The organism is Acinetobacter sp. YH12140 (genome assembly GCF_013418475.1).
Taxonomy (GTDB): domain Bacteria; phylum Pseudomonadota; class Gammaproteobacteria; order Pseudomonadales; family Moraxellaceae; genus Acinetobacter; species Acinetobacter amyesii.
The window spans coordinates 163,812-176,845 of record NZ_VPBZ01000002.1 but is presented as its reverse complement, the minus strand read 5'-3'; the positions used below and the strand labels follow the sequence as shown (position 1 = coordinate 176,845).

The window sequence follows — 13,034 nt, the reverse complement described above, 5'->3', positions numbered from 1 at the left end:
TGTTACAATGCCGTCCTTGTTCAATCTCTCAGTGTAAGTGAACACGTCTTATGTCTATGCAGCAATCCTACGCAAATATCCTAACTGCCGTTGGTGAAGATCTGAATCGCCCGGGTCTTAAAGATACGCCTATGCGTGCTGCTAAAGCTTTTTCATATCTTACTTCTGGTTATAGCCAGACACTTGAAGAAGTGACCAACAATGCGGTTTTCCCATCCGATAACCGTGAAATGGTCTTAGTTAAGAATATCGAATTCTATTCTTTGTGTGAGCACCATTTATTGCCTTTTTATGGCCGTGTACATATTGCTTATCTCCCAGAAGGCAATGTTTTAGGTTTATCAAAATTCGCACGTATTACAGAAATGTTTGCCCGTCGCTTACAAATTCAGGAAAACCTTACTCAGCAGATTGCTGAAGCAGTGGCTGAAGTGACTGGTGCGCGTGGTGTTGCTGTGGTGATTGATTCAGCTCACATGTGCATGATGATGCGTGGTGTAGGTAAACAAGAGTCTACAACACGTACCGTTTCTTTTGTCGGTGACTTTAAAACCAATAAAGAAGAACGTCGTGAATTTTTAAGTGCAGTTCCAGAAAGCTATTAATAGAACATTCAGCGTTAGCACTCATAAAAAAAGCCTCAAACTCTTGAGGCTTTTTTTATTTGTGTTTTAATGTCGCAAATCGTTTGCTTTGATAGCAAAGCACTATTTTCAGGATGAATCATGTCAGATGTATATATTGCCGGTCAGGGTTTAGCGCAAGCCAAACACAGCATAGACTTCCCTCGCCCAGACCGTTTGGTTCAGGGCAATCCTAAACGTGAAACTGCAAGCCTGTATGTACACCCCAATATGGACTGCGGGATTTGGCAATGTGAAGTTGGCGCATGGAATATTGTCTTTGCACCGAACAAACAAGAGTTTTTTACTATCCTTGAAGGATTAGTACGTATTCATGATCAACAAGGCGGATATATCGAAGTTTCTGCTGGCCATGCGGGCATTATTCCCCCATCGTTTCAGGGCAAGTTTGAAGTTGTCGAAGCCGTCAAAAAATACTATGTGGTTGTAGAAGTTTAATCGCCCAAAATATTTATTTTGAAAAAATATCTTTTAAAAATATTGTTTGTAACCGTGCTGTAAGACTTGTAACTCAAAACTACAGCATAAAATTGATATCAATTACTTAATGTATTTCTGTTCATAAATTAAACATTTCATAACATGATTTCACCCCCCATATTCAAGATTAGTCCGTACATTGAAAACAAGATGAATCCTTTAGATTCATTGCTATTTTCTTTTTTTACTAACTAAGGGTGATCACTATGGTAGCCGCAAAAAAGACAACTGAAAAAGATGAGAAAAAGACAGCGAAAACTACGGCAAAAACTGCAAAAAAGAATGAGGATAAAGTAAAAAAATCAGCTAAAGCATCGAGTAAAGATTCAAACAAAGCAACAAAGAAAACTGCTGAAAAAAAATCTAAGGACAGCACTTCTAAAAAAGAAGCTGCAACTAAAGATGAAAAAGTAAAAGCTAAAAAATCTGCGTCAACTAAAAGTTCGCCGAAATCTAAAGCTGACAAAAAAGAGGCCCCTAAAAAAGCCAGCACATCAAAAACAAGCACTAAAGTTAAAGATGAAAAGCCAAAAGCTGAGAAGAAAGCAACAAAAAAATCTTCAACAGCAAAGAAAACGGATGCTAAGGCAAGCAAGTCTAAGGGAGAAAGAACCAAGACGACCAAAGCCAAATCCACCAGCAAAAAGACAAAATAAAAAGTAGCCCCAACTGGGGCTACTTTTTTAGCTTAAGCTTGAAATAGAGTAAGGTTGTAATGGAGTGAATATGAATAATAAATCCATCCCCACACCTAAGCGTGTATCACGCGTTCATTCCAATAGTTTTGATTACAGTTTAGATTTTAAAAAGATAAATTTTCGCGAACACCCTGAACTTTATAGAATTGGACGTGGTGAACAAGGTGTATTACTCGTAGAGCCTTATAAATCTGAAATTTTGCCTTATTGGCGATTTGCTAATGAAGAAAAAGCCATCGAAAGCAGCACCAAAATTTGGCAACTTTTTGAAGAGTATTTAGACGCTGAAGATTTTGTCGGTGCAGATATGGCACGTAAATTTTTGCAGATGGGTTTTACACGTGCACGTCGCTATGCCAACCATAAAGGTGGTAAAAAATATGAGGGTCCAGTCCCTAATGAAAAAAAAGGATTAAGTGGTGCACATGGACGCGAAGAGCTTCCAAGACAAAAAGAGGATCCCGTCAAAGCAGCTGCTGCACGAGTATTTAAACAAAAATGGGATGAAGCTAAAGTTCATCCCAAGTATGTAGAGCAAAAAGCAAAATTTTTAGATTTTCTACAAAGCAAAATTAAGTGAATATCCATTTAGGATGAAGATGATCTTGTTTGCTGATCAGTTTTAGCAACGTAAATACGGTTACGACCAGTATTCTTGGCAGCATAGAGTGCTATATCGGCAGCATCTAGTAAACGTTGATAGTCAGGATGACCATTATACTGCACACAACCAACGCTAACGGTTAAACTAAATTGCTGACCTTGTACTGTTCGGATCACTCCGTTTTCAATATATTGGCGAATATTTTCTGCAACTTTCATCGCACGGTTTACATTGGTGTCCACCAAGAGTAACAAGAACTCTTCGCCACCAATACGGAATGCATAATCGCTACCTTGGCTGTAACGCTGCAAAGCTTCGGCAATAAATTTCAGTGCAAGATCACCTGCCGCATGACCAAACTTATCATTGATCATTTTAAAGTAATCCGCGTCAAAGGCTAGCAAAGACAAGGGCGTTTGATTTTGACGTGCAAAAGTAATTTCACGTGAAATAATAGTACTAAGATAACGACGGTTTAGGAGTTGCGTCAAAGAATCATTGCCTGACTCAATATATTCAGCCACCTGAAATAATTGATCGACTAAATGCTGAATTTCACGATTTAAGTCTCGAATCTGTTGAATCAAATGTTGCAGTTGATCTTTATCCATTATTTGTGTGGTTTGCTGCGTTAGCTCATCCACTTGATAAATTCGATCAATAATTAATTGAACCTGATCTGAACCCGAAAAAGCATACGCCGCTTTATGAATAAACCACAATCCAAATTCTGATTTTGAAAGTAAGGAATGATAGAAACTGACATTTCCCGAAAAGATTTTAAACATCAATTCATTTTCCCAATTGAGCAATGAACCACGTTGTTTATCTTTATGCACTGCAACATCTTGCATCGCTGAAAATAAGCGATAATTATGCTTAGTTTCTTGCTTTTTTTCCGTATTGATTTCATAAGATCGGCACATAATTTCAGTGCTAAATCCGATAATTTGTACAATATAACTACACATATGGAGAATATTTTGAGTTTGGTTTAGCTCTAAAATTTCAAATATTTTACGTTCTATTTCACGTACACCACGCATAATCAACCATGACGGAATGCCGACACGCGCGTGCACCATTCCAACTTTTTGCTGCCATTTAACCGAAATTTCAAAATCATTATTTAGTGCAACATTAAATGTTTCTAATAACCATTTTCTTAAGGTGTCGATGAGCCTTTTTTGAATAATATCGTCTTTAAAAAATTCAGCTGACGCTGGTTCTCTCGACATTTGTTCATAAAAAACAGTAACTAAATGCTCAACATGCTTCTGGATAAATTGCAAAGCTGCAAGATGTTCATTTTCAGTATATTGATCACAAATATCTTTCCAAGTCTGACTTAGACCTGTAATACATTCTTGATTCATTCGGTGACACAAACCACAGCGATTACAAAGCTAGCAATCATACCTTGCTTTACTTACATAAAAAAACAAATTTCTTTGATATTTCACATTTTATCTATTTTTAAAAATTAATAGAAAAATACATAACTCAATTTCAATTTATTCCAATCTTGATCATCTTGTTGCTGGTATTCGTATCCTAGTCTTAAAGCATTTTGTTGGTTGACGATATATTGTAATTCAGCATCGAGTTTCAGATTCCATTGATGTGTATCTTCCCAATACGGAAGCTCTGCCTGAACCAAACTGTTGAGTTTTTCTGACCAAATATTTTGGCAACCCAGTGTCGGCCCAAGGCCCACTCGCCATCCCTGATCAAGTGACTTGCCTCCCTGCACCTGCATTTGAGACTGCACATAACACAAATGTGTACGTTCCTGATTGGCCCAGCTATAACCAGATTGTGCTTTGAATTCAGCAACGCCATGTTGTTTCGTTTCGCTAAATTGACCTGCATCTACAGACACTTGCTGCCAGCCAAAATTAAAACCCCAAGTTAGCGGTGTTTTAAATGGCGTGATCGGATTGTAGGAGTTGACCGATAAAAAATCAAAATGATTGAGTTTGAGTTGGTCGTCACGATATTGAATCGAGCCATCCCAAAACATCAACTGCGTACCAATTCGAAAGCCACCTTGCGGATCGATCAAATCATGATAAGCCTGACGATGACCGAGTTCGATGTATTTTTCACCTTGAACTTCGCCTACTGTAGCTGAAAAATTTCGCGCATGATGTCCATTGACTGGGTTTAGACTTGGCTGCTTAGGTTCAGTCCGTTGTTTTGGTTGCGAAGATTGACTACGTAAGGCCAAGATTTGACGTAATTTAGGCTGCGTTTCTTCCGCACTCACCTTTCTCCCAATCAGTAATAAATACAGATGGTCATACGCCATTTCTAATATTTTCGCTTGCTCTACTTCATTAAACTGAGAGAGTGCTGTAGACATGTTCTCAGGTTTAATTTCAGCGAGTTTATGCGCTTCGCGTGCTAAACGATATCCATGTTGCTGCGCTTGTGACAAAAGCTGCGTTTCTAATGCAGGACGATAAACCGCTGCTCGAATCAGTTGTTCATCATTGATCGCTTTGATCGTCTCAACGGGAATGGAAGCAACTTTAAATTTTTCGGTTAAATTCAGTGTCGGGCGAACCAAATCCATTAAGCCCAATAATCGATATGCACAGTTATCACTGGCGAAATAATAGGGAAAACTTACATTTTGCATTTCCCAAATATGTTTAACCAAATAACTGGTTTCTTGCTCGGTTAGTGCTAGCTCATATTCCCACAAATCACGACTTTCAAAATCACCATATTCTTTCACTTTACGGTAGTACGGCATTAAGGAATATTCACCAGGATATTGCCCTGTTAAGCCTTTCCATGCATAAGACCAGTTATCTTCACCTGCAACTGTCGCTGCATAGTTAATGGCATAGGACACCAAATTTAGCTCTTTCTGATCTTTCGGATCGAGACGCAACAAGGTATGTCCAAACATAGAACTTGGATTCCCCATAAAGTCTGTGGCGTAGATTAATGTTGCTTTATAAGGCTTAATTTTCCCAAACCATTCATCAAACTCAGGGCAACTCACTACTGGTAACTGCTCTGAACGGATGGATAACTCTTGCATCAGCCACTGACTACGCGCAGGGAAACGACAACGAAAGGCTTGATTAGGTTCGGCGGTTTGAAATAGTGCAGCGACACCTGCCTCTAATTCGGCTTGGGCATTTTGACGGCCATTTTCAGCTAGAAAGTAACCTGAAAAAGCAACTTCACTTTGTCCTTTATGATCTGTATATAAAAGTCGTTGCCAACTGATGTGTTCAGACAGTTTTTTTGATTGTGCAAGTTCAATATATCGCTGTAACTCTACGGTTTTAGAGGGAGTAGAATCTACAACTTGCTGAGCATATATGATGCTCGGAATCATAAAAGTACAAAATAAAGCAATTGATTTCATTCAGTTATATTCAAATCCATTTTTATATATTTTAGATAATAAAAAACCCTGCCGAGAGACAGGGTTTTAAAAGCATCGATTAAACGTATGCTTTAAGTACTTCGTCTTTTGCCATTACACTTTGTAATGAAGCAAGTACTTGTAGAGAAGACTGGTTTTCAGCTGAATAGATTTCAGCAAAATTTGCTTTAGACACAGCAAAGAAACGTGCTTTATCTGTTGATTGGATGTTTAAAAGCTCAGCCAAAACATTCAGGCTCTCACCTTGACCAACCGCCATATCACGAGCAAGTGATTCAGCATTTTCATTGGTAAATGTTACTGCTTGAGCAGTCACTGTACCTGTACCGCTACAACCTAAAGTACCAAAGGTGATACCAAGTAACTGGTTAGTAAAAATACCGTTGGTAGTCGCAGCTAAAATTTTAGGAATTTTACCTGATTGACCAGCCCAAACTTGAGAACCAACACCACAACCTACGTCACGGTCAGCAAAAGCAGCTGTAGAACCTAGTGCAACGACTGCAACTAAAGCTAATTTTTTTAACATAGCACTTCTCCAGGGAATTTTATTCCATTGTTTTTAATTATTAAAACATGTGTAATTTTGATTACACACCTGTAGATTAACTTGATCTTTCAGATAAGGCAAAACATTTTCATCTAAAACTTTTGGCTAAAAATAATACGTTCTTTTTCACTATTTTTTGAGTAACCAAGTACCATTTTCGTCACGTTTTCCAAGGATTTTGAGTACTAAAACTAGACTGAGTAATAGCAACAAATACCAAGAACCGAGTTTCCCCCAACCGACCATATGCCATGCATCGACCTGACTTGGATATAACCAAATTTGATAGAAGGTACTGATATTTTCTGCGATCCAAATCAAAAATGCCAAAATCAACAGTATTGGTAACATGGGCAACTGAATCACATGATTTTGTAATTGAAAACTCAGCTTGGTTTTCCAAAAGATCACCACACTCCAAGCAAACAAAAGCATACGAATATCTGACACAAAAAATTTGGTCATAAAATTAAGATATGACAAAACGGCTAAGCACAGCATATTGCAAAAACGCGGTAAGTTACTGAACGACACTTGATATAGACGTAGCGAACGTGCAAAGAAACTCCCCACCGCCGAATACATGAAACCTGCAAACAATGGCACAGTCAGCAGTTTAAAAACCGCAGGCTGCGGATATTGCCATGAGGCAATTTGTGGATGGGTCAGAAATATTTCCATCCCCATTGCAAGGATATGAAACAGTGCTATGACTTTGGCTTCCGCCCAAGACTCGAGTTTCAGGTAGAGTAAACACACTTGAATAATCAGTGCATAAAACAATAAATAATCATAACGGAAAAAGCCAAAATATTCCTGACTTCCCATTGCTGCAGTTAATGCAAAAGCGATCAGCAGTAATATCCCAAATAAGGCAGCCGAAGCTGCCTTATAAGAGAACTCAAAACATGATTTTATCATCTTGACCACGGTTGAATCCTAAACCTATTTCCCTAAAGCCTTATAAATACTTGGCGCTATATTCGTGTACCGTATCAATAAAGGCTTTTGGATTGGCAGGATCTACCCACTGGGTAATACCATGACCTAAGTTCGCCACATAACCGGTTTTTTCACCGTTGGCATATGCGTCATCTAACATAGCACGCGTCGCTTTCGCGATTGCTTCAGGCGAACCATATAATGTTGCTGGGTCTAAGTTACCTTGCAAAGCTGCACGGCCTGCGACTGTTTGACGTGCTACATTTAATGGCGTAGTCCAATCTAAACCAAAGGCATCTGCACCCGTTGCAATCATTGGCTCTAACCATTGACCACCACCTTTGGTAAACAAAATCACAGGGACTTTGCGTCCATCTTTTTCACGCTGTAAACCTGCCACGATTTTTTGCATGTAGTTCAGTGAAAATTCAATGTATTCACGGTGTGCTAATGCCCCACCCCAACTATCAAAGATTTGTACGGCTTGCGCACCTGCATCAATCTGCGCATTGAGATATTCAGTCACCGCCACAGCCAAACGGTCTAATAAGGCATGCAGCACTTCAGGTTGTGCATACATCATTTGTTTTGTAAAACGAAAATCTTTGCTTGAACCGCCTTCCACCATATAGGTTGCCAATGTCCAAGGACTGCCTGAGAAACCAATCAAAGGAACTTGTCCGCCCAATGCTGAACGAATCGTAGTCACAGCATTCATGACATAATCTAAGTCAGATTTGGCATTAAACTTAGGTAAATTCAGTACATCTTGTTCAGTACGTACAGTTTTATGAAACTTCGGACCTTCACCTGCTTCAAAATACAGTCCCAAACCCAACGCATCAGGTACAGTCAAAATGTCTGAAAATAAAATGGCAGCGTCTAAGTCATAACGACGCAAAGGTTGTAAAGTAACTTCACAAGCAAATTCTGTATTTTTACAAAGGGATAGGAAATCACCCGCTTTTGCACGTGTTTCACGATACTCTGGTAAATAACGGCCAGCCTGACGCATCATCCAAACCGGAGTTGCATCTACCGGTTCACGTAATAAGGCACGCAAGAAACGATCATTTTTTAAGGTCGTCATTCACTTTCCCAACTTAATTCGATATTCGCATCATCATATCAAAAAGGTTGTAAATATAATAACTTCTCAAGCATTTAAAAACCGATCATGTTGAGTGCCAAAAATGATATTTACACAAAACAACTACTGCATCTCCACTTTTTTTCTGTAATACTTAGCCAGTTTTTAATACACAGTAAATGAATAATTCTTAAGGTTGAATTACATGTTCGTTCGCACCATGCTCGCACTGAGCCTAAGTTGCATATTTGCTGGTACAGCTATTGCCGCATCTACTGCTGAACAACCATTAACGCCAAAAAAAGTGACTAATGTTGCAGTTCAGGATCCCATTGATCCGTTAGCGACTGAAGCTTCATCTGCAACTAGCCAGATTAGCGCTCAAGAACAAGAAGATCTGAACCAAGCATCGCAAACTTTAGACAGCTTGCAACAATCAGAAGATGTTAAAGCCGACATCGGTGCTGCACCTGCTACAGCGACTGCTACAACTCCAACATCAACTTCGCCTGCTGCCAAAGTTGCTTGGGGTTTAAATGACCTAAATAATGCTCAGTGGTATGACAACATTGGTAAAGGTCAATTCCCTGTTTATGCACGTGCGCATGTCATGCTCAATAATGCACATGCTTCACCGGGTGCAATTGATGGTACCAGTGGTAAAAATACCCTAAAGGCGATCGCTTCATTCCAACAAATGAATGGGTTGAAACCTACAGGGACTTTAACTAAAGAAACTTGGGATGCGCTGATTGCGAAACAAGGTTCTAAACCTGCATTCATTGAATACACATTGACTGATGCAGACTTGAAAGGTCCTTATGCAGCATCAATTCCACACGACTATGCATTACAAGCAAAAATGAAAGGCTTGTACTACACACGTGTGACTGAAATGTTAGGTGAAAAATTCCACATGGATGAAGACTTTTTGAAAAAGTTGAATCCAAAAGCGACATTTAAAAAAGCTGGTGAAAAAATCTTAGTGGCGAATATTCGTAACGAAGTTCCTGAAGATATTCACCTGATCGTTGCACATAAAGGTGCGAAACAACTTTACTTGTTTAATAGCCGCAACCAAATGATCGGTTCATTCCCGGCAACGATTGGTAGTTCAGATACACCATCGCCTACAGGTACATATAAAGTAACAGGTGTTGCACCAAACCCTTGGTACAGCTACTCACCTTCTAACTTTGTTCAAGGCAACAACAGAAAACCATTGTCTTTACCACCTGGTCCAAATGGTCCTGTTGGTAATATCTGGATTGGCTTGAGCAAAAAATCATTCGGTATTCACGGTACACCGAACCCATCTGCTATTTCTAAAACTGCGTCACACGGTTGTATTCGTTTGACCAACTGGGATGCAAATGACTTAGGTAAGAAAGTGAAATCTGGTGTGACTGTTAAATTCTTAGAATAATTTTAGTCATATTTAAAAAAAGCCTGCTTCGTGCAGGCTTTTTTTATCGCTGTGCATTCATGAATTTTAATGTTACTGCGTAACATTAGAACCGCAATTTGACAAAAAAGGAACGATACGCGTTAAGGGCATCCACAAATGTTTGAGACAGCACTTCTTTTAATCAATAATGGTTTGCGATACTTTGAATAATTAGACGGTAGTGAACGAATTTTGTCGGTGAGGTGCACTGCACCGCAAGATTTTTACTTGCGAAGCACGCTTCTTATTTTGCCTAATGAGAAACATCGTTTCGCAAGACTACCTCTAGCCGAAGGCTATTCCCTTAATTTAATCCCTAAATGTAAGACTCCGTCGAATCGGCTAAAATCATTTTAAACGTGCAAAATATCTTTACGAAAGTAACGTCAGTGAATTAAAAAACTTTATCTCGAATGATCGTTGCATAAATAGGATGAATTGTCGCTAAAAAACTATATATACCGATTTAGTTCAATCTTAAAATAGGCATATGTTCAATAATTAAGATAAGGATGAATGCCATGAATGCTTTTTTACATCCAAGTGAAAACCGTGGTCACGTAAAAATGGGCTGGCTTGAGTCTAAACACAGCTTTTCTTTTGGTAACTGGTATGACCCGAAATACATGGGCATTAGTGCGCTTCGTGTAATTAATGATGACTTAATTGCAGCCCATGAAGGTTTTGGTCAACACCCACATGACAACATGGAAATTTTGACCTGTGTGTTAAAAGGCACCATTACGCATAAAGACAGCATGGGCAACCATGGTGGCATTTCTGCGGGTGAATGGCAGCTCATGAGCGCAGGTACAGGTGTGCGCCATAGCGAAATGAACCAAGGTGATGAAGATGTACATTTACTACAAATTTGGATCGTTCCAAATGAACGTGATGCTGAACCGACCTATCAACAAATTAAATGTGATCCACGTGATCAACCCAATCAATGGCATTTAATTGTCGGTCCAAGTGACAATGCACCTATGCATATTCGTCAGCAAGCGGAAGTTAAATCCGCATTTTTGACGAATGGTCAAGCTTTAGACATCCATGCAACGCAGCACATCAACTATATTCATGTTATTTCAGGTTCAGTGCAAATTGCTGAACATAAAGTTGAAGCTGGTGGTGCAATTGCCTTCTTAGAAGATAGCCAAATTGAAGCGCTTGAAGATGCTCAAGTGATTTGGTTTGATTTACCCGAAGTAAAATAACAAACAGCCCTCAAATGTGAGGGCTTTTTTTATGCCGCTTGGCTTAGGCGTTCACTGCGTTTATACAACCACATCAACACAAAGACGGAATAATAAATCCTGCAGCCACCATAATGCCATGTAGGATTGAGGCATAAGGTTCAGCAAGCATGGCCACATGTTTCATTGGAGATGTTAATGGATGGAATCACTTTAAACATCTCGAAATCAAGCATTTCGAGATATTCTTAAATGACACTCAGCATCTAATTATCTAGATAAAATTCATCAATCAAAGGTGATTTTATTCTATTGCTGATGCAATCTATCTAATCAGCCTTCAGTTTCCACGCGATAAAAATGATTTTGCATAAAGACGCAAAACATAGAGGCAAATAATTGCCGATCTTGTTCAGTTTGAAAGATGCCCCCGAAATAGTCTCGATCTATGGTTAAAATTAAATTTAAGAATATTGCCTGCTTGGGAACCACTCCCATTCTTTGGCAATATGCAAAATATGCGCTGACATCTTCAAATAAAATCCACCATTCCTGTGGACTTCCAATCTGAATACCACCTAATGAATGCTCTAGATCAAACATCGCATTGAGCAGATACTGAAAATTTTGCTGTGAACTCTGAAATTGAAATCTCGGATAATCTGTTGTTAGATTTAAATCGATCAGATGTAAATGGATGCTCCGAGCACGCTCTAATCTACGTTTTACTTTTACATATTGTTGATAACGACGTCGATCTTTTGCTGTGACCGAAGTTAAGCGCGATAAATCCATATTGTCGTGTAAATCACTGAGTTTTACTTCACACGCTATTGCATTTTTAGCGGTACGCTGCGCAGCTTGAAATCGGTTCTCACCTGCTGTTTTAGTCAGTGCCAGTATCGCGTCGATAATATGGGCTTGAAAACCTAAAGCATGAAGCTCATCCGTCGTCGTCGAAGTATCTTCTAAAATGTCATGTAATACAGCGACGATTTTAGCATCGGGATGTTGCACATTTTGCATCACACGAAGTGGATGCTGAATATAAGCTTGACCCGCTTTATCGACTTGTCCGAAATGGCGTTCAGTCGCCAATGAAATCGCGTTTTCTAAAGTTGAAATAAAGAATCTCCCCTTCGTGGTCTTTTTTATTTTTCTCCATCATATTAACCAATGAATACATCTATTTATAGCTCTAAGCACGCCCCTAACGACACAGATTGACTCGTAAAATACATATCTACCGTGAATTATCGTGAGCTAGATCTTTTGCAAATAGTTCTATGCCATTCGCGCCAACATTTCCAAAGTAATTTTTTTCACCTCTTCTTTACTTTGCTGAATATGGCTGCGCATTTTCTCCAATGCCGCTGTCACATTATGTCCAAGGATCAATTGTAAAATCTGTTGATGCTCTGCATAAGTGGCTTCAATTCGATAATCTTTAGAAAAATCTAAGCGACGAATAATACGGATTTTTTCACTCACATCCCGATGCACCTTTGCCATTTCACTATTAGCGATTGCTTCAACCAATTGGCAGTGAAATGCTTCATCTTGCATCGATAAAGTTTTTAAATCATGCAAAAACTGCTCAGGCGGAATACACCACACATTTACTAAGTCCTGTAAAGCCTGTTTGAGTTGTTCTGGTTCCATTTTGCAGAGCTGCTCAATGGCATAGCATTCCAGCAAAATCCGTAAATCATACAGTTCTTCATAGGCTTTAAAATTGAGTGGCTTCACCTCCCAACCGCTACGAAAATTTACCCTTACATAGCCATCTTGCTGTAAACGGTATAAAGCCTGCCGTACGGGTGTACGGCTTACTTCATATAATTCAGCAATTTCAGATTCGGTGAAACGTGCGCCCGGTTTGAGCTGGAAATCAAAAATATCGCTTTTTATTTTTTGGAAAACCAGCTCAGACAAGTTGTCTGAGCTTTTCCCAACAATGGTGGTTGTGGTCAT

12 protein-coding genes and 1 pseudogene are annotated in these 13,034 nt (G+C 39.2%); 6 read left to right on the top strand and 7 right to left on the bottom strand.

The window, feature by feature from the left end; translation table 11 throughout:
- The first annotated feature begins 56 nt into the window (after positions 1 to 56).
- From folE to FTU75_RS02380, 4 genes are all read left to right on the top strand, one after another.
- Complete coding sequence (gene folE, locus FTU75_RS02395) at positions 57 to 605, top strand: GTP cyclohydrolase I FolE (protein WP_171262632.1); 549 nt, start codon at positions 57 to 59, stop codon at positions 603 to 605.
- Between the two features lie 120 nt (positions 606 to 725).
- On the top strand, positions 726 to 1,082 hold the full coding sequence (locus tag FTU75_RS02390; RefSeq protein WP_180115029.1) for a cupin domain-containing protein: 357 nt from the start codon (positions 726 to 728) through the stop codon (positions 1,080 to 1,082).
- Between the two features lie 248 nt (positions 1,083 to 1,330).
- Positions 1,331 to 1,780 carry a hypothetical protein gene (locus FTU75_RS02385; protein ID WP_180095037.1) on the top strand — a complete coding sequence of 150 codons (450 nt, stop codon included), beginning with the start codon at positions 1,331 to 1,333 and terminating at the stop codon, positions 1,778 to 1,780.
- Between the two features lie 70 nt (positions 1,781 to 1,850).
- On the top strand, positions 1,851 to 2,402 hold the full coding sequence (locus tag FTU75_RS02380) for a DUF4385 domain-containing protein (RefSeq protein WP_180115028.1): 552 nt from the start codon (positions 1,851 to 1,853) through the stop codon (positions 2,400 to 2,402).
- A gap of 8 nt (positions 2,403 to 2,410) precedes the next feature.
- Here the strand turns inward: FTU75_RS02380 and FTU75_RS02375 are convergent, their stop codons facing one another.
- The 5 genes from FTU75_RS02375 to hemE all read right to left on the bottom strand — a co-directional run bounded on the left by FTU75_RS02375 (position 2,411) and on the right by hemE (position 8,417).
- Positions 2,411 to 3,802, bottom strand: coding sequence for a diguanylate cyclase (locus FTU75_RS02375; protein WP_180115027.1), 1,392 nt, complete (start codon positions 3,800 to 3,802; stop codon positions 2,411 to 2,413).
- Between the two features lie 107 nt (positions 3,803 to 3,909).
- Entirely contained in the window at positions 3,910 to 5,814 is a 1,905-nt protein-coding gene (locus FTU75_RS02370) for a DUF4105 domain-containing protein (protein ID WP_180115026.1), read from the bottom strand.
- A 79-nt stretch (positions 5,815 to 5,893) separates the two neighbouring features.
- Positions 5,894 to 6,364 carry a DUF3015 family protein gene (locus FTU75_RS02365; protein ID WP_078190276.1) on the bottom strand — a complete coding sequence of 157 codons (471 nt, stop codon included), beginning with the start codon at positions 6,362 to 6,364 and terminating at the stop codon, positions 5,894 to 5,896.
- Positions 6,365 to 6,514: 150 nt separating this feature from the next.
- Positions 6,515 to 7,306: a DUF817 family protein gene (locus FTU75_RS02360; protein ID WP_180115163.1), complete on the bottom strand. Its 792-nt coding sequence runs from the start codon at positions 7,304 to 7,306 to the stop codon at positions 6,515 to 6,517.
- Between the two features lie 40 nt (positions 7,307 to 7,346).
- On the bottom strand, positions 7,347 to 8,417 hold the full coding sequence (hemE, locus tag FTU75_RS02355) for a uroporphyrinogen decarboxylase (protein WP_078191978.1): 1,071 nt from the start codon (positions 8,415 to 8,417) through the stop codon (positions 7,347 to 7,349).
- A 205-nt stretch (positions 8,418 to 8,622) separates the two neighbouring features.
- Between hemE and FTU75_RS02350 the strand changes: the two genes are divergently transcribed.
- Both FTU75_RS02350 and FTU75_RS02345 read left to right on the top strand, forming a co-directional pair.
- Positions 8,623 to 9,843, top strand: a complete 1,221-nt coding sequence (locus FTU75_RS02350) for a L,D-transpeptidase (protein WP_078191979.1) — start codon at positions 8,623 to 8,625, stop codon at positions 9,841 to 9,843.
- 542 nt (positions 9,844 to 10,385) lie between these two features.
- The gene (locus FTU75_RS02345) at positions 10,386 to 11,081 is read left to right on the top strand and encodes a pirin-like bicupin family protein (protein ID WP_180115025.1); all 696 of its coding nucleotides are present in this window, start codon (positions 10,386 to 10,388) and stop codon (positions 11,079 to 11,081) included.
- Between the two features lie 702 nt (positions 11,082 to 11,783).
- Here the strand turns inward: FTU75_RS02345 and FTU75_RS02340 are convergent.
- Positions 11,784 to 12,185, bottom strand: a pseudogene (locus tag FTU75_RS02340) (guanosine-3',5'-bis(diphosphate) 3'-pyrophosphohydrolase); the annotation flags it as partial.
- A 159-nt stretch (positions 12,186 to 12,344) separates the two neighbouring features.
- On the bottom strand, positions 12,345 to 13,034 hold the full coding sequence (locus FTU75_RS02335; RefSeq protein WP_180115024.1) for a GntR family transcriptional regulator: 690 nt from the start codon (positions 13,032 to 13,034) through the stop codon (positions 12,345 to 12,347).